This window comes from Siminovitchia acidinfaciens (genome assembly GCF_003605385.1).
GTDB classification, from domain to species: Bacteria; Bacillota; Bacilli; order Bacillales; family Bacillaceae_C; genus Siminovitchia; species Siminovitchia acidinfaciens.
This window is the reverse complement of sequence record NZ_QYTV02000001.1, coordinates 200,350-218,340: the sequence shown is the minus strand read 5'-3', so window position 1 is coordinate 218,340 and position 17,991 is coordinate 200,350. Positions and strand designations below refer to the sequence as shown.

The following is a 17,991-nucleotide window of genomic DNA, read 5'->3' as shown; positions in this document are numbered from 1 at the left end:
TCTCCCTTTTTATAATTGTAAGATTGATAGTTGTGGTGTTTCTTGCTTTTGCTGTTCCCGGACGAAGGCGGTTGACCCTGTCCTTGAAATATCTTTGATGCCATAAGGTTTCAAAAGTTCAATAAAAGCCTCGACTTTTGAAGGTTCGCCAGTGACTTGGACTGTGATGATATTCTTGCCAATGTCAATGACTGTTGCCCTGAACGGTTCGATGATGCTGTAAACTTCGCTGCGAGCCGACGGTGGGCAAGATACTTTGATGAGTGCCAGCTCACGGGTCACCGCTTTATCGGTGATATCCGTCACTTTCAGCACGTCAATCTGCTTTTGCAGTTGTTTTGAGAGCTGTTCCATTTTGGCTGGATCGTCAATTGGAACAATCAGAGTCATTTTGGAAATGCCCGGGTTTTCTGTCGGGCCGACTGTGATGCTCTCAATATTGAACTGTCTTTTAGAGATTAGTCCGGTAATTCTATTTAACACGCCGCTGTTATTGTTGACTGTTAATGTTACAACGCGTTTCATTCTCCCACCCCGATCATTTCATGTAGTCCTTTGCCTGGTGCAACCATTGGATATACATTCTCGTCCTTTACGACGCGGCAGTCGATCAAAACCGGTTCCTTGCTGTTCAAAGTTTTTTCAAAAACTTCCTTAGCCTCTTGCTCATTCTCTACTTTATATCCTTTAATTCCATATGCCTCAGCCAATTTGATGAAGTCAGGCTGCTCCGGAATAAGTGATTGGGAATATCTTTCATCGTAAAAGCTCTCTTGCCATTGGCGCACCATGCCAAGTGCCTTGTTGTTTAAGATGATAATCTTAATTGGAAGATTCAATTCCTTGACTACAGATAATTCCTGAAGACACATTTGGAACCCGCCATCGCCTGAAATGGATACGACTGTTTTTTCAGGGTCGGCCAACTGGGCACCGATCGCCGATGGGAAACCAAAGCCCATGGTGCCAAGCCCTCCGGACGTTACCCAATGGTTCGGCCCATTGAATCCATAATATTGGGCGGTCCACATTTGGTGCTGTCCAACGTCTGTTGTTACGATGGCGTCTCCCCCGGTCATTTCGTGGATCATTTTGACGACATGAGGGGAAGAAAGCCCTCTGTCATCGGACACTGGTTTTTTATATGGATATTTTTCCATATACCCCCGGATATGATCCGTCCAGGCTGAAATATCTGACAGTTTAAAGTCCATTTCCAGGAGCTTTTCCAACACTGCTTTCGCATCTGCAACAATCGGGATTTCAGTTGGAACATTTTTGCCGATTTCCGCAGGGTCGATGTCAATATGAGCAACCGTTGCATTCGGTGCAAAATGTTTCAGGTTTCCTGTTAAGCGGTCATCGAATCGTGCACCGAAGTTTATAAGCAAATCACATTCTGTGATAGCCATATTTGATGCGTAAGTTCCATGCATACCGGCCATTCCCAAAAATTGAGGATGGTCGCCAGGAATGCTTCCAAGACCAAGAAGCGTGTTTGTTATCGGAAATCCTGTTTTTTCAACGAATGCTTTCAGCTCATCTGCACCTTTGGAGAATATGACGCCTGCCCCAGCAAGGATAAGCGGCTTTTTAGCTGTTGACATGACATTTGCAAGTTTTTGCAGTTGCAAATAGTTTGGCTTCGTTGTCGGCTGATAGCCTGGCAAATGAATCGGCTTATCCGGATATACGCCAGCTGTTTCTGTAGCAATATCTTTAGGAATATCTATCAATACAGGGCCAGGCCTTCCAGTGTTGGCGATAAAGAAAGCTTCTTTGATGATGCGCCCCAGATCTTCCATCTTCTTCACTTGGTAGTTATGCTTTGTGATTGGCATCGTGATTCCAACAATATCGGACTCTTGGAATGCATCAGTTCCGAGAACCGCACTTCCTACCTGGCCTGTGAATATGACAAGAGGGATGGAATCCATCATTGCATCTGCAATACCTGTTACCAGGTTTGTGGCACCTGGACCGGAAGTTGCAATAACAACGCCTGGTTTTCCGGTTACCCTGGCATATCCTTCTGCCGCATGGATGGCACCTTGCTCATGTCTTGTCAAAATGTGTTTGATGGGGTTTTTATACAACGCATCATATATCGGAAGGACGGCGCCTCCCGGGTAGCCGAAGATCATTTCTACATTCTCTTTTTTTAATGCTTCTATAAACAAGTCAGCCCCTGTCTTCACTTGTTCCTGTACGGCCGTGTCTGATTGTTGGTTGCCTGCTTTCATCGGGAAACCTATACTCACCACTAGCGCCTTCCTTTCAAATTTTATTTTTTAGCTTTCGCTAAATGTATCTGCCTAATTTCTCTATAAAAAAAAAGTTTTTTCAGCCCACACAAAAGGAGAACCTTTTATGCAGGGATGAAAAAACTTTCATGGTACCACCCTACTTTACAGTGTCAAACACTGACTTAAGAACAGCTGTACAGCCGTTCATTGATAACGGGAACTCCTAAGTATTCCCGTGAATCCCTAGTCGCTTTTCGCTTTCAGGATTCCGGCTCCAAGGTGATGTCGCGAATGACTGCATTGCCGGCTTCCAGCAGTACCGGCTCTCTGTAAATGCAGGTGACCATCCACTTTTTCCTTATCATTGCCTTATATTCTTATATTTTCATGACTCCGCCTGTGCTGGCGGAAGTGACTAATTTCGAATATCTAGCCAAATACCCTTTTTTGATTTTCGGCTCAAACGGTTTTATTTGCTTTTTCCGTTCGTTCAGAACCTCATCATCCACATTCAATTGGATTGTACGGTTGACTAAATCTATGAAGATCTCATCGCCGTTTTCTACCAAAGCAATCGGCCCGCCTTCGGCAGCCTCAGGTGAAATGTGTCCGATGGATATTCCACGGGATGCTCCGGAGAAGCGTCCGTCGGTAATCAACGCAACTTCTTTGCCGAGCCCTCTTCCAGCGATTGCTGAAGTAGGTGCAAGCATTTCAGGCATCCCTGGTCCGCCTTTTGGTCCTTCGTAGCGGATGACTACGACATGGCCCGCCTGGACAGTACCATCATTGATGCCATTTTGCGCATCTTCCTGGGATTCAAAAACAATCGCTTTTCCAAGGAATGTTTTAATCGATGGGTCGACTGCTCCCACTTTGATGACGCCGCCGTTTGGAGCGAGATTTCCATATAGGATGGATAATCCCCCAACTGGACTATATGCATCTTCCTTCGGTCTTATGACTTCAGGATTGGTAATTACGCTTTCTTTTACATTTTCGTATACTGTTTTACCTGTGACTGTCATGCGGTCTGCTTCAACCGCGCCCATTTCGCAGAGTTCACGAATGATGGCGCTGATTCCGCCGGCATCATGTATATCCTGCATCGTGTAATCTGAAGCCGGTGCAATTTTTGCCAAGTACGGAACTCTTTCAGCCACTTTATTAATATTAGATAAATCGTAATCTATTTCTGCTTCATGTGCAATAGCCAATGTGTGTAAAACTGTATTTGTCGATCCGCCCATCGCCATATCAAGTGCGAAAGCATCGTCAATAGTTCGTTCGGAGACAAGGTCTCTTGGCTTGATGTCTTCTTTCACCATTCTGATTAAATGGCGTGCAGCCTCTTTGATCAGTCGGTGCCTCTCATCAGATGTGGCAACAATCGTTCCATTTCCAGGTATTGTCACCCCAAGCATTTCCATCAACGAGTTCATGGAGTTGGCTGTAAACATTCCGGAACAGGATCCACATGTTGGGCAGGCATTTTGTTCAATGTCCAAGAGTTTTTCAGCAGTCATTTTTCCGGCATGGTAAGCACCGACGCCTTCAAAGACTGAAGTAAGTGTCAACGGTTCCCCTTCGGAAGACGTTCCGCCTTCCATCGGCCCTCCGGATACAAATATGGAAGGGACATTCGTTCTGAATGCCGCCATCAACATTCCTGGAGTGATCTTGTCACAGTTCGGGATGTAGAAAACCCCATCAAACCAGTGGGCATTGATGACTGTTTCAGCCGCATCCGCGATCAGCTCCCGGCTGGGAAGTGAATAGCGCATGCCAATGTGGCCCATCGCAATGCCGTCATCTACACCGATTGTATTGAATTCAAACGGCACTCCGCCTGCTTCCCAAATCGCTTCCTTGACAACTTCTGCAAATACATTCAAATGTTTATGCCCAGGAATAATATCGATGTATGAGTTACAAACACCTATAAATGGCTTATCCAGATCTTTTGTTTTAATACCGGTAGCATAAAGCAAGCTTCGGTGAGGGGCACGATCGATCCCCTTTTTTATCATATCACTTCGCATCGTCATCCCCCTCTGATTCTTAGCTGACATGTAATGTTTCGCCGTAAACTTTTTTCCCATCTGTAACGGTTATTTCCCGGAAGCTTTCAAGCAGATCATTTGTAACAGGACCCGGCTTACCTTCACCGATGACTCGTCCGTCCACTTTAACAACGGCTATGACTTCAACTGCCGTACCTGTCAGGAAAACTTCATCTGCCGTATAGACTTCATGTCTGGTGAACATAGCTTCTTCGATCTCATAACCTTTTTCTTTGGCAATCTCAATAATTGTATTTCTCGTAACTCCTACTAATGCACCGACGTGCCCCGGAGGTGTCAAAATTTTATTTCCTTTAACCACAAATATATTATCGGCTGAACCCTCGGCAACATATCCCTGGTCATTTAACATCAATGCCTCTTGTACCCCTGCCAGGTTCGCCTCTATTTTTACAAGAATATTATTTAAGTAGTTTAAAGACTTTATCATCGGATTAAGCACATCCGAGCGATTCCGCCGGGTGGCCACCGTTGCAATTTCAATTCCTGAATCGTACAACTCTTTAGGGAAAATTCGAAGCGGTTCGGCAATGACAATTACAGAAGGCTTCCTGCAATTTGCCGGATCCAGTCCGAGATCTCCAACTCCACGTGAAACGACCAGGCGAATATACCCATCTTTCAGATTATTTCTTCGGAGAGTTTCCACAAGAATTTGTGTCATTTCCTCCTGAGTATACGGTATATCGATCATGATGGATTTTGCAGATTCATATAAACGGACGAGGTGCTCATCCAAGCGGAAAATATTTCCGCCGTAAGAACGGATCCCTTCAAAAACCCCATCTCCATACAAAAACCCATGGTCATATACCGAAACAACGGCTTCTTCTTTATTCACATAGTTGCCGTTGAGGAATATCCACTGCTCGCTCACCATTGTTCGCCCCTCTCGCACATTTGTCGTTTGTGGATGTAATATATTGTTCCTAATAATACCGTTGATTCCCCATTCCGTCAACCATTTTTCAGAATCTTATCGCTGCTTAAAAGCCAGCACAAATACTGTATCCGTTTACATAATGATTATATCAATCATTCTCATTTTCAAACTTTTTTCGACAACTTTTTCAAAATTTAAATTGCACGGATTTTTGAATACAAAATCCCATTCTTTTAGCCTGAATTGCACCCGAATGTCTCCATATTGACAAAATTTCAACTAGCGGATTACAAAAAAGGACATTATGAGGTAAAATGAGGGGAAATCATAGGTTTTTCGAAACAGGTGAGAGTAATGATTTACCAGTTAAGAATATTAAAAGGTTTGCTTTATCCCAAGAGAAGTTTTTTTCAATTGGAAAAAGCGGAAAGTGTCTATGACCTCCGCCTCAAATTATTTCTGCTATTTTTAATGAGCACCTTAGTTTTTGCCGTGTCTGGATTTGCGGGCATAGGTTCGCATGTATTTTCATCTGAATTGACCGAAGGTTCAAGCGGAGAGTTTGAATGGCTGAAAAGCTACTTTATTGCGGGCCGTTTTATTCTTGGGCTTTTCTATGCAGCCTTGATCATTTTTTTTCAGGCGCTCTGGTTTTGGACACTTACAGACGTTCCATATTCCAAGCTGGTAGTGCTGCAGGCATTTATATTTCCTATCTTACTTTTGGAGCAAGCAATCAATATTTTCCTGACCGTGCAATTAAACCTGCCCTGGTCCTCTTCTCCATTCTCACTCGGCCCGATCGCTCAGTATATGACAGATAAACGATATTTCATTTATTTCCTTGGCTGTATCTCACTCTTTAAAGTTTGGGTGATTTCAATCCAATTGTACGGTTTGCGCATTTTAAGCCGCCGTCGGCAACTGTCATTATTCGGCATCGTCTTGGGAGTACATCTCATTTTCTGGCTCGGATCTGCATTCCTGGCTTTTCTTGATTTTAAAAAGATTTTATGACGAAGGTGTGCTGTGGACAATGATGAAGTGGTTTAGCATACTGCTAGCAATAGGATTAACAGGATTTCTTATAGTAAACTTAGTTCTTATCAGCAAGGAAAACAGCAAAGTCAGCCGGATTAATCATATTACGGACTGGTCGAAAATAAGAAAGACGGACATCGTGGAGTCATTGCCTGTTGATGGAGTAATCACTCAAGCCGAGACATACTATGTGTTGGCTTCCGAAGATGAAACAATAGAAGAGTTCCTTGTCGGTGAAGGCGATACTGTAGAGGAAGGTACTCCTCTGCTCCTTTATAAAAGCGATAAGATTGACAGGCAAACGGCTCTTTTGGATGCGGAGATAGAAAGTCTGCAATCCAAGAGAAACAGCATTCAGTCCCTGATCAATCAATTAAAATCGCTGACTCCGCCTGTTTCATCGAGGTCATCAAACGCAGATCTATATTATGACGAGGATTATAGTGATTGGTACTATCCGAGCCCCTCTGACCATTTCAATGAGGAAGAGTGGAAACAAGCTAATGATAAAGAAATCGGCGAAAAAATTTTTGAAATGGAAAAGCTTGAGGCTGATATCAAGAAGCTCGAAAGTCAGAGGGATTCCTTGCAAAACGATAAGGATAGCCTGTCGCTCACAAGTCCCATTTCCGGTGTTGTAAAAAAAATAACCCCTGATTCGAAGAAGGTCATTACAATTGTATCCGATGAGAAAATACTGAAGGGAGAACTTCAGGAGGAGCAATTGCCCCAAGTGGATGAAGGGATGAAAGTGAATATCCTTTCTCACTTATTCGAAGGGCGGCTGACTGGGGAAATCAATCAAATCTCCGAGCTTCCGGCAGACAGACCGGAAGTTAAAAAGAAAAGCATATATCCTTTTACAGCAGCCTTTGATGAGGAAAATGAAGATATACATATTGGTTACCATGTCACAGCCGATATTATTTTGGAAGAAGAAAAGGATGTACCCGCCGTACTTGGAAAAAGCATCGGCGAGAAAAAAGATACGTCCTATATTTGGGTGCTGAACGAAAGCGGAATAGCAGAAAAGCGAAAAGTAACAACAGGATTGGAAGTCGGAAATCTTTATGCCATTAAAAACGGGGCAAAAGCAGGAGAGTTTTACGTGACGGACCATCGCCAAGCTGTGAAGCAGGCTCCGTTCATTACGCCGTTGGATGTATATAAGTTGAATAGATCTTCCGCAAAAGAAATCAGCCGCAAAAAAGTTATTAAGTACTTTTTTATCGGTGTTTTGCAACAATGAAAATTAAGCCGGACATCTCAATGGGATGTCCGGCCTTTTGTTTATTAAACTATAAAATTCTGTGCTTGTGTATAACTTGTTAATCGGAATATGCTGCGTCCAGCTCCGACGGACAGGACGTCCTAGTGCCACCGAAGCCACAGGATGTGGCGTTCTGAGGCGGCCTTCGTCGCCGTGTTTCCTTTATCTCGTTGGAGTCACTATTGTCTAGTTGCAGACGGCAGGGGCTCGAGGTCGCTTCGGTCAATCCAATGAAGTCAAAGAACGACTTCACTGGATTGCCCTCCAGCGCTTGTCGCCCCTTAACGGCCGTCTTCCACATTTCAGCTCAGTCTGTACGTCGATGAACAGGCACTTGCGCTTTTGTTTATTGTTAATAATTACGTTTCAATTTACTTGCCGCTGCTTCATCAAGAATGATGATAGCATTTGAATGGTTTTGCAGAACAGAAGCCGGGCAATCAACTGTGACCGGAACATCAATCATATTTCTCACTGCTTCAGCTTTACCTTCTCCAAAGGCAAGCATCATGATCTCTTTGGCAATCATGATGGAAGAAATCCCCATTGTGATCGCCCTTGTCGGCACATCTTCCTCTTTATCAAAGAATCTTTTATTTGCATCTCTAGTAGATTGGGTCAACTCGGCAATATGTGTAACTGATTCAAAGGATGTCCCCGGTTCATTGAAACCGATATGACCGTTCGGTCCCATTCCCAATATTTGCAGATCAACGGGATGGTTTCTCAAAATCTCCTCGTATCGCTCACACTCTTTTTCCAGGTCCTCAGCCACTCCATTAGGAACATAGGTTGCCGCAAAATTCATATACTTGAACAATTCTTCATTCATATAATAATTGTAGCTCTGGGGGTCCGTCGGCTCCAATCCGACATATTCATCGAGGTTTACAGTCGTCACATGAGAAACATCCATGTTCGTACTGCGTAGCTTTTCATAAAGCTTTAAAGGAGTACTTCCTGTAGCCAAGCCGATTGTTTTCAATCCTGCTTCAAGACGCTGGCTTACAATATCAAAAGCGGCTTTTGTTGCTTCTTCCGGGTTTTTAAATATTAACACGTTCATCTCATTTTCCTCCTAACATAACTGGAACACTTATATCTTGAACCCCCAAAATTGCGGCTTCATTCCCTAGGACCCTGCTTATTTACCTCATTTTGTCATATTTAAACAAATTTCCGAATGAACATCTATTAATTATAAAGCTCATTTTTTTTCGTTACAATAAAAACCCCGAGAAACAACGCAGATTTTTTTGGTGGCATATCCAGCCCTTTACCACCCCATCCAAATAACCCCTTGATACATTATGATTCATTTACACGGGTTATGCCTGGCGACTTTTCCAGCATAAAAGCTAAAGCAACTGTTTACTGACAATAGACTGCTCGAAAAGGCAACGCCGCTTATACACTACATCCCTAAAAATCTGCCGCTTTTTCTTCATGCGATAATACTGTTGAAGAGCTTACCTGTTGCAATAGGGAGGCCCCAACTCCTCAAGGTTTTACGCAGGATAAATTTTAAAACACCTTGCCTCATAAAAAGACAAGGTGTTTCAAGGGTGGTAATTAATCTAAGGTTGCTGCCGCGTTATTAATCAGATACCATCCAATGCCTGTTTCAGGTCTTCCCAAATATCTTCCCATGCTTCCAAACCGACGGATATTCTAATCAACGTATCGGATATCCCCATTTTCTTCCGCTCTTCCGCTGGTACAACCGCATGAGTCATTGTTGCGGGATGCTGAATCAGTGTTTCCGTGTCACCCAAACTGACAGCCAGACTTATGAGCTTGACCCGATTTAAAATAGCTTGTGCATCCTCTTTGCTTCCCTTGACTTCGAAGCTGATCATCCCTCCAGGACGTTTCATTTGCCTTTGGGCGAGTTCGTACTGCGGGAAGTCCGGATCTCCAGGATAGAACATTTGTCCCACCTTCGGATGTGATTTTAATTTCCCGGCAACTTTTTCTGCGTTTTCACAGTGGCGGTCTAGTCTTACAGGCAGCGTTTTCAGACCTCGCATCAATAGCCATGCATCAAATGGAGACATGATTCCTCCGATATCTTTTCTCATGGTGGCTCCCATTGCAGCGATTTCATCTTTATCTGCACCGACAACAAGGCCCGCAACCACATCGCCGTGACCTCCGATATACTTGGTCGCACTGTGCAAAACATAATCACAGCCCAATGCTAGTGGTCTTTGTAAATATGGCGAACAGAACGTATTGTCAACGACAACACGAATATCATGTTCTTTGGCAACACTGACAATCATTTCAAGATCAACCAGTTTCATTGTCGGATTGATCGGTGTTTCCACATATATCACTTTTGTGTTGTCGCGAATAGCCGCTCTGACCGTTTCCTCACTATCCATATTGATCAAGTCATGATCGATCTTATATTTCTTCTCCATCAATTGCAGGAGACCGAAAGTGCATCCGTAAATACCTTCGGAGCATAAAATGTGGTCGCCAGTATTCGTCAAATGGAATAATGTGGCGCTTACAGCCGCCATTCCGGAAGCAAATGCCAATGCCGCTTCCCCTTCCTCAAGCACCGCCATTCTTTCTTCCAGGGCTGTAACTGTCGGGTTTCCCAACCTAGAATAAATATGTCCTTCCGACTCACCCGCAAAGCGTCGTTCCCCTTCTTCGGCAGATGGAAATGTATATGTCGAGGTCTGGAAAAGCGGTGGAACAAGACTTCCCAGATAATCGGATGGATTATATCCTGCATGTAAGACATCTGTTTCAAATCGATTCTTTTTTCCCAAGTCGAATACCTCCTGAAATCCTTCTCATTCCTATTCTATGACAATGCCCTACAGATGAAAAGCAAATCATTTTTTATTACATGGAAAAATATGGTTACTTTATTAAAATAATGTAACATTTTGTTTTATTTACATGAATTATGAAAATTTTATGCTAGACTTGCTATTAAGGCTATATATATAACTAGGGGGAATAGATAGTGCGGAAAAAGTTAGTCGGCGGCGTAGCAACAGTAGCATTAGTAGCAACTTTTTCTGGAAAAGCTTCTGCTGCAGAACACACAGTTAAGCCCGGAGACACTCTTTGGAATATAGCAAATCATTATAAGACAACGGTCACTAAGATTAAGGAACTAAACAAATTATCCAGCGATATCATTTATCCAAGGCAAGTTCTTCAAATAAATGGTAGCTCCACTGCAAATAGTACATCTACTACTCCTGCAGTAAAAGCTTCAACCAAGAACTCAACTACAAACAGCACACCTTCCACGGGAAGTACATATACTGTGAAATCAGGAGACTACCTGATGAGAATTGCCAGTTCACATGGCATCACCCTTGCCCAATTAAAACAATGGAACGGCTTGACATCAGATCTCATCAGGCCCGGACAAGTTTTAAGAGTAAGCGGGGGGAGCGCTTCGGCACCTGCGCCTACTACGGCAGCGGCATCTACTTCAAACTCCTCAGGCAATAATAGCGGCAACACTGCCAATGCAACTACATATAAAGTGGTATCCGGCGATACCCTTGGACGGATTGCATCAAAATACAGAACTACTGTAGCACAGTTGAAGCAGCTAAACGGACTAAGATCGGACTTGATTTATGTTGGACAAGTACTTCGCCTAAACGGCAGCGCTCCAGCAGGAACGACTGTCAAACAAACAGCTGCATCAGTTTCACAGCCGGTCCAATCAAAAGTGGGCAACGTAGTTACGGCAGCCAAACAGCATCTCGGTGTCAAATATGTCTGGGGCGGTACAACTCCTGCAGGCTTTGACTGCAGCGGGTTCATATATTATGCATTTAAGCAAGCAGGCCAGAACATCTCCAGAACAAGTGCAGATGGGTACTTCAACCGATCTTATTATGTTAAAACCCCACAGCCTGGAGATTTAGTCTTCTTTGAAAATACATACAAACGTGGGATTTCCCACTTGGGCATTTTCCTTGGAGGCAATCAATTTATCCATGCTGGAAACAATGGAGTGGAAATTGCAAGCCTGAGCAATTCTTATTGGAAGAGCAAATTTAACGGATACAAGAGATTTTATTAATATTCAAGCTGCAACGCGGAAAATGCGTTGCAGCTTTTTCTTTTACTCAAAGAAGGAACGCCGAATAATTTCATTTATCCTCCCAATAATAAAACCATTCACACCGTTTGTATTGGGGGGAAAACATGTTTAAAAAAATGATTTTAGGAGTTCTCATATACTCAATTTCATTTGGCCTCCCGTTTAACGCAGAGGCCTCTATTACAAACCGGAACAATGTTATTTTTATGGTAATGGACGGTACAAACTCAGACGTTATTACATTATCCAGGCATTATAAGGGCAAGCCGCTTGCCCTGGATGAAATTTTAGCCGGAGGAGTTCGCACTTATTCTTTGCGTTCAGCTATTACAGATTCAGCTGCTGCAGCCACCGCCATGGCCACCGGACATAAAACGATAGTTGATTTTATTGGCATGGTCCCTTATAGGGAAAAAGACCAAACGATCAAGGGGCGTCCAGTCGCTAATGTTTTGGAAGCTGCTCAAGAAAAAGGACTGGCAACCGGCATTGTAGCTACGGCACCTATTCAACATGCCACACCCGCAGCTTTTTCCGCCCACTCAATCAGCCGGCACAATCTGAGAGAGATCGGATTTCAGCAAGCGCATCAAAATATTGATGTCATACTGGGGGGAGGAAAAAAATATTCCTTTATCAATAAAGATTTTCCAGTTATATATACAAAGGAAGAGTTGATGAGATCAACCAAATCGCGGCTTCATGGTTTTTTTTCCGAGGAGGACATGGCCTATGACTTCGATCGGAGAAGACTCCACCCGAAACAGCCCTCTCTTGCCGAGATGACAAAAAAAGCCTTACAGACACTTAATCAAAATACCAATGGCTTTTTTCTATTTATCGAAGGAAGCAAGGTTGACTTTGCTGCTCATAAGAATGATCCTGTAGGAATGGTCAGTGAGGTTTTGGCATTCGATGAGGCTGTTAATGAAGCTTTGAAATTTGCAAAAAATGATCAACAGACCCTTCTAATTGCAGTCACGGATCACGGAAACAGCGGCTTGACAATGGGAAACAGGCAGACGGATAAAACGTATCCTGAAACACCTTCAGAAAAATTTATCACTCCACTAAAAAAAGCTTCTTTGACAGTAACAGGTGCCGTGTCGCAATTAAAGCAAGACCGTTCCAATATGAGGGATGTACTGATCAGCTATGGCCTGGATAATCTTAGCAGAGTTGAAATCGAGCGAATGAAAAATGAAAAAGATATTGAAAAAGCAATGGTACAAATGATGGCCAAGCGGGCCCATTTAGGGTTTACAACACGAGGTCATTCAGGGGAGGACGTTTTCCTCTATACTTACGGCGGAAAAGGTGTTCCGCATAAACCTCAAGGACTCATCAACAATATCGAGTTGGCTGACTATGTTGTAAAGCATCTCAATCTGCCGCCGCTTTCCGAGCTTACGAAAACGAGATTTATCCCGGCCAAACAGCACTTTGAAAAACAGGGATTCAAGACAATAGTAAGAGTCGAAAATAAGAATCAAGCCCCCGCTTTCATCGCTGAAAAAAATGGACAAACCATTGAATACCCTTCAAATCGAAATGTAAGAATCGTAAACGGAAAAGAAGAGCCAATTAAAGGTATTACCATATATAACGGGAGTATGTTTTGGATTCCAAGATAGGGAAAAGTGCGAAGTTAGCGTTGGAACTAAACTTAGCATAATCCAATATGTCCACAGGCATAGATTTGATTAAAAAGGACCAGCTGATTGCAGCTGGTCTTCCATTTGGAGGGCGCAAAACGTGGATACTGAAATTGGACAATGGAGGCTGAAGCGGGGATCAGTGTTTCTCTAGAAGATCATATGCTTTAGTTGAAGATAAACGGTCGGGTGTTTGGTTTAAGAGAAGTTCAAGTTGATGAACCCGTTGGGAAAGGGTGTGGATTTGCTGGTTGGCTTTTCCAAGCTTAAAAATGAGGTCACTAACAAGGAGTTCCAGCGAATCACCTTGGCCAGTCCGTCTCAAGCGTTCACCTCCCTTAAGCCTGTTTCGGATCTAGTTGATGCGGCAGGGCTTTCGGCTTTTGTTCGTCCACCCATAAACTTGACAGAATCGGCAACAACCTCAGTCACATAAACTCTTTTTCCATCCTGGTCTTCGTAATTCCTCGTCTGTATTTTCCCCGTAACTCCGATAATCGCCCCTTTACTACAGTATTTCGCTGTATTTTCGGCAGTCTTGTTCCAAAGCGTGCACAGCACAAAATCAGCATCATATTCTCCTTGGGCATTTCTGTAATGGCGGTTCAAAGCAAGTGTAATATTCAATACCGCCTTTCCTTCCACCGTGTAACGGAGCTCCGGATCTTTTGTCAACCTCCCTACCAATGTAACTTGATTTATCAAATAATCACTCCTTTTCCTTTGGTACCCACATTTTATCGACGAAACTCCTGGATGTAAAATGACGAAAAATCACTTTTCATTCAAAATGTATCTTGAAAATTACAGTTTTTCAGAATGTAAAATTCTAATATCAATACTTTTCTTTATTTATAAAAGAATATTGATACTTCTTAAAAAAAGATCAAACTTTGAAAAAGCTTGTCGAAAATATAATCTTGTATGGCTATGTGGAGGAAATTAGAAAGTGATATACTTAATAAAAGAGCATATGGAGGAGACTCGATTTGAAAACATTTAAAATCGTAGCCCTGCAAGTCATCGATGAACAAAAGCACGCGAAGAATATTCCACTTACAGACGGGTTGATCATTAATAAAGAGAATGAAGAAGGCAGCTGGATTATTGAAGCCTATGTAGCTGACAGATTTCAATCATATTTCGAATCAATTCAAGAAGAAAACACGCCATTTGAAATCCGGGTAATTATTACACATGCTGCTAACGATCCAGCTCCTTTCACTGTCTCGGTTCATTCCATCAGGCCAGTGAAAGATCATATCAGCGTATTATTTATAGGTCGCCTGAGCAAACGTCGAAACGAGTATTTGGAATTGCTTCTGGACGATTTGATCAAAGAAGGATTGAGCGGAGAGAAGCTATTAAGGGAATTTAAGGCAAGAATGAGAATGAAGCAGCCTGTTTCCAAGGAATAAAGAAAAGCGCACGAGCATAGCCCTGCTACGCAAACGCACCGTAGCACAGGAAGTTGTACTAGGACCTTTCCATATAATCTAAATTCAGGCCATAGAAAAAAGCGGGGAATCCCCCGCTTTTTTTCTATTTGTTGTCGTCTTCATCCATACGATTGTTATTATTGTCCATACCGTTGTTATCCGTGCCAACACCGTCATTGTTATCCAGGTTATTATCATTCAAATCGTTATTGTCGTTGACACCGTTGTTATCATTGACTCCATCATTATTATCATTGATACCGTTGTTGTCCTCGACGCCATTGTTGTTGGCCGGCGGCGGCGGCTCTTGATCATTGGTTCCACATCCTGCAAGAAGTAACGATGACAGGGCCGCTGCCCCAATGATTTTTCCTAGCTTTGGATTCATTTGGTAAGCTCCTTTCAGATTTTTGGGCCCACTTTATGTGGGTTAAAATCGGATGTCCGATTTCCGTTTACATAGGACCTGCTTGGTCTGATTTTAGCTTTCCCAAATTCCCCAAATTTCTTCATTTTTTTTTTCTAAGACTTTACCATCTATCCCACTTTCAGTTTTTCATTTCCCGTTATTCTCCAAGAGCAAACATTATTTCTGCTTCACAAACCACTTCGTCATTCACGCGGGCAATTCCCTTCCCTTTACCGATCGGGCCTTTCACACGAATGATTTCCACTTCCAGCAAAAGCTGATCACCAGGCTTCACCTGGCGTTTAAAACGACATTTATCAATTCCGGTAAAAAACGCAAGCTTTCCGCGATTTTCTTCTTTTTTGAGCATCGCCACAGCACCCACTTGAGCAAGCGCCTCGACAATCAGTACACCTGGCATGACCGGATAATCCGGAAAATGTCCATTAAAATACTCTTCATTCGCTGAAACATTTTTCATTCCGACAGCCTTCTTGCCTTCCTCGATTTCGAGAATCCGATCTACAAGAAGAAATGGGTAGCGGTGCGGGATGATTTCCTTGATTTGTTGAATATCCATCATAATGTATTCCTCCAAAATAATATATGTTGAACTAAAAATGTGCAAAAATCAGATTGATACCATTCCAGGCAGACGCTTTTGCGCAGTCTTGCTTGAGCCTCCCCGGCCGCATCGCGTCCTGGAGGGGTCTCAAGGATGAAGCTTCTCCCGAAGGACCCAGTAACAGCTTCTGCGAATGAAGGAAGCGCTAAGCATTTTCGAGGTTTCCCCGCCTTCGAACCGGGTTTCTAAGAATGTTCAATGTATAATGCCCCAAACCTTAGATAGATAATTAAATGCACTTCACCTATGTAGTAAAAAAAGGCTGAGACAGCCTTCACTTTTCCTTATTCACAAGGTCGATAATATGAGTCCACGTTTCCTTTTTTAATGCATCCTGGGGTTTCCCATCGCCAATGACGGCATATCCGACCAAGATGCCGGCAATCAGACTGATTACGGTAAAAAATATGATAATCAAAACCCTCAGCCAAATGGGGATGAGCCGAACTTTGATCTTCTTCAAAGACTCATCAACATTTTTTTCTTTGCTGCGTTTTTTATCCGTTTGCTCACGTGTTTTAGTTTGTTCTTTGCTGATAAATTTAGCCGTCATAGAAAAAAACTCCTTTTGGCTGTTTGATCCTGGAAGAATGAGCGATAAAAATTACCGTATCCCGTTGACTAGACCCATCATTTGATCAGCCAATGTAATGGATCTGGATTGAAATTGAATTGCCCGTTGCACTGTCATCAAATCAGTCATTTCAATTCCAATGTCTACATTGGAGACTTCCAAAACACCCTGTTGAAGGGAGATCTCTCCTCTTCCCTCTTCCGTCAAATTAACATAAATATCATCGAGATTTATGTTATTGTTCAATTGGTCCGGAAGCCCTATATACGAATTTCCCTTTTGCTCCATAAACTGGGGCTTGTTTAAAGTAATTACTCCCAATTGAAAAATGGCATTTTCACCATTCCCCATTCTCACTTCGAATGTGCCGGGCCTAATCATTTTTACGTTTTCTACATTCTGAGAAAAAGTAATCACTTGATTGTATTCGTCTAAAACCGGATGCCCGTCTTTTGTGGCAAGCATCCATTGGCCGCCTGTATTCACAATATCCAGTTCACCATTACGAGTAAATTGGATTTGAGAGTCATTACCCTCTTGAACCCTTACCTTCAGATATTGATTTTCCTTGGTAAAAGCTAAATCTAGGGGACGGTCAGTTGTCTTCAATGAACCCTGTTTTGTAATCATTCCGGTCTGTGAAATCCTGGCGCCGATGCCTTGACGGATTCCTAAAGCTGAAACCCTGCCAACTTCAGAGTCGGCTCTGGAAGAATAGTTGTTGATCTGCTGTGCCATAAGGTCTGCAAAAGAAGCTTCTCTTTTTTTGTATCCTGTAGTTTCAGCATTTGCCATATTATGGCCAATCAAATCGACTTGTTTTTGTAGTTGTGAAAGGGTATTTACGGCCGTTATCATTGTTCTATTCATACATCTTCACCCACTTATCCGTTAACCCGGCCAATTTCATTGACTGCCTTATCAAGGCTTCGGTCATATGCCTGCAGCATTTTTTGATTTGCCTCAAAAGTCCGATAGGCAGTGATCATGTCAGTCATCGAGCGGGTAACATCAACATTCGACTTCTCGACAAATCCCTGGGAGAGTGTAAAGTCGGCATTTTCAGCCAGTGGAAGTCCAGCATTAATATCTGTACTAAAGAGGCCGTCTCCCTCTTTTGAAAGATCCTCGGGATTATCTGACCGTACGATTCTCAATCGGGCAACTTGTACGCCATTTTCTGTAATCCAACCCGCCTCATCCACTTCAAACTGCTCGCTTGCAACCCTGATCCGGTTGCCATTCGCATCAAGGACAGGCCATCCGTTCTCTGTAGTTAATATACCCTCCGGATCGACAGTAAACTTCCCGTTTCGTGTGTATTTTATTTCATTGTTCTGTTCCACCGAAAAAAAAGCAGTCCCATCTGTTCGATCCATGAGTGCCAAATCAGTAGGACGATCCGTCTGAAGGGAGTCGCCTTGAATGAACCGTGGTATGACTTCTTGAACATATACACCTGTATGGAGTGTGCCAACCTGTTCGCTTCGGCTGGACCCGGCATTGAAACGCTCGATGAGCATTTCAGGAAAAGCCCGTATATGGGAGTAATCAGCCTTAAACCCTGGTGTTTGGGCGTTGGCCATATTATTCGTTATCATTTCGGTTTTTCGCTGTGAAGCGTACATCCCTGATGCTGCAGTAAAAAAGCCTCTTAACATGACTTCTGCCTCCC

General features: G+C 43.0%; 18 protein-coding genes and 1 other annotated feature. Of the genes, 5 read left to right on the top strand and 13 right to left on the bottom strand.

Annotation, left to right across the window (positions count from 1 at the left end; translation table 11 throughout):
* Positions 1-9 precede the first annotated feature (9 nt).
* From ilvN to ilvE, 4 genes are all read right to left on the bottom strand, one after another.
* Entirely contained in the window at positions 10-525 is a 516-nt protein-coding gene (gene ilvN / locus D4T97_RS00990) for an acetolactate synthase small subunit (RefSeq protein ID WP_126046778.1), read from the bottom strand.
* On the bottom strand, positions 522-2,243 hold the full coding sequence (gene ilvB / locus D4T97_RS00985; RefSeq protein ID WP_126048001.1) for an acetolactate synthase large subunit: 1,722 nt from the start codon (positions 2,241-2,243) through the stop codon (positions 522-524). The genes ilvN and ilvB overlap by 4 nt, the downstream gene beginning before the upstream one ends.
* 128 nt (positions 2,244-2,371) lie before the next feature.
* Positions 2,372-2,620 (bottom strand) — a binding site (T-box leader).
* Between the two features lie 3 nt (positions 2,621-2,623).
* A complete protein-coding gene (gene ilvD / locus D4T97_RS00980) occupies positions 2,624-4,288 on the bottom strand; it encodes a dihydroxy-acid dehydratase (RefSeq protein ID WP_126046776.1) in 1,665 nt (554 codons plus the stop codon).
* Between the two features lie 19 nt (positions 4,289-4,307).
* Entirely contained in the window at positions 4,308-5,207 is a 900-nt protein-coding gene (ilvE, locus tag D4T97_RS00975; protein ID WP_126047999.1) for a branched-chain-amino-acid transaminase, read from the bottom strand.
* A gap of 360 nt (positions 5,208-5,567) precedes the next feature.
* Here ilvE and D4T97_RS00970 point away from each other — a divergent pair, with 360 nt between their 5' ends.
* Entirely contained in the window at positions 5,568-6,230 is a 663-nt protein-coding gene (locus tag D4T97_RS00970; protein ID WP_164525414.1) for a hypothetical protein, read from the top strand.
* Positions 6,231-6,249: 19 nt separating this feature from the next.
* Complete coding sequence (locus D4T97_RS00965) at positions 6,250-7,503, top strand: efflux RND transporter periplasmic adaptor subunit (RefSeq protein WP_126046772.1); 1,254 nt, start codon at positions 6,250-6,252, stop codon at positions 7,501-7,503.
* 373 nt (positions 7,504-7,876) lie between these two features.
* Here D4T97_RS00965 and nagB read toward each other — a convergent pair whose 3' ends face one another.
* Positions 7,877-8,590: a glucosamine-6-phosphate deaminase gene (gene nagB, locus D4T97_RS00960; RefSeq protein ID WP_126046770.1), complete on the bottom strand. Its 714-nt coding sequence runs from the start codon at positions 8,588-8,590 to the stop codon at positions 7,877-7,879.
* Between the two features lie 535 nt (positions 8,591-9,125).
* The gene (megL, locus tag D4T97_RS00955; protein ID WP_126046768.1) at positions 9,126-10,310 is read right to left on the bottom strand and encodes a methionine gamma-lyase; all 1,185 of its coding nucleotides are present in this window, start codon (positions 10,308-10,310) and stop codon (positions 9,126-9,128) included.
* A gap of 200 nt (positions 10,311-10,510) precedes the next feature.
* Between megL and D4T97_RS00950 the strand changes: the two genes are divergently transcribed.
* Both D4T97_RS00950 and D4T97_RS00945 read left to right on the top strand, forming a co-directional pair.
* Positions 10,511-11,593 carry a C40 family peptidase gene (locus D4T97_RS00950; protein ID WP_126046765.1) on the top strand — a complete coding sequence of 361 codons (1,083 nt, stop codon included), beginning with the start codon at positions 10,511-10,513 and terminating at the stop codon, positions 11,591-11,593.
* Positions 11,594-11,718: 125 nt separating this feature from the next.
* Positions 11,719-13,248, top strand: coding sequence for an alkaline phosphatase (locus D4T97_RS00945; RefSeq protein ID WP_126046763.1), 1,530 nt, complete (start codon positions 11,719-11,721; stop codon positions 13,246-13,248).
* Positions 13,249-13,408: 160 nt separating this feature from the next.
* Here D4T97_RS00945 and D4T97_RS00940 read toward each other — a convergent pair whose 3' ends face one another.
* Positions 13,409-13,594 (bottom strand): hypothetical protein, encoded by a 186-nt coding sequence (locus tag D4T97_RS00940; protein WP_126046761.1) that lies wholly within the window; start codon positions 13,592-13,594, stop codon positions 13,409-13,411.
* Entirely contained in the window at positions 13,591-13,974 is a 384-nt protein-coding gene (gene ssb / locus D4T97_RS00935; protein WP_126046759.1) for a single-stranded DNA-binding protein, read from the bottom strand. Before ssb ends, D4T97_RS00940 begins: the two co-directional genes overlap by 4 nt.
* Before the next feature lie 284 nt (positions 13,975-14,258).
* Between ssb and D4T97_RS00930 the strand changes: the two genes are divergently transcribed.
* Positions 14,259-14,687 (top strand): YwpF family protein, encoded by a 429-nt coding sequence (locus tag D4T97_RS00930; RefSeq protein WP_164525413.1) that lies wholly within the window; start codon positions 14,259-14,261, stop codon positions 14,685-14,687.
* Between the two features lie 124 nt (positions 14,688-14,811).
* Here the strand turns inward: D4T97_RS00930 and D4T97_RS00925 are convergent, their stop codons facing one another.
* The 5 genes from D4T97_RS00925 to D4T97_RS00905 form a co-directional block, all read right to left on the bottom strand.
* On the bottom strand, positions 14,812-15,096 hold the full coding sequence (locus D4T97_RS00925; RefSeq protein ID WP_126046755.1) for a hypothetical protein: 285 nt from the start codon (positions 15,094-15,096) through the stop codon (positions 14,812-14,814).
* Positions 15,097-15,274: 178 nt separating this feature from the next.
* A complete protein-coding gene (fabZ, locus tag D4T97_RS00920) occupies positions 15,275-15,700 on the bottom strand; it encodes a 3-hydroxyacyl-ACP dehydratase FabZ (protein WP_126046753.1) in 426 nt (141 codons plus the stop codon).
* A 316-nt stretch (positions 15,701-16,016) separates the two neighbouring features.
* Positions 16,017-16,295 (bottom strand): DNA-directed RNA polymerase subunit beta, encoded by a 279-nt coding sequence (locus D4T97_RS00915; protein WP_126046752.1) that lies wholly within the window; start codon positions 16,293-16,295, stop codon positions 16,017-16,019.
* A gap of 51 nt (positions 16,296-16,346) precedes the next feature.
* On the bottom strand, positions 16,347-17,186 hold the full coding sequence (locus D4T97_RS00910; protein WP_126046750.1) for a flagellar hook-basal body protein: 840 nt from the start codon (positions 17,184-17,186) through the stop codon (positions 16,347-16,349).
* Positions 17,187-17,200: 14 nt separating this feature from the next.
* Positions 17,201-17,977: a flagellar hook-basal body protein gene (locus D4T97_RS00905; RefSeq protein WP_126046748.1), complete on the bottom strand. Its 777-nt coding sequence runs from the start codon at positions 17,975-17,977 to the stop codon at positions 17,201-17,203.
* Positions 17,978-17,991 lie beyond the last annotated feature (14 nt).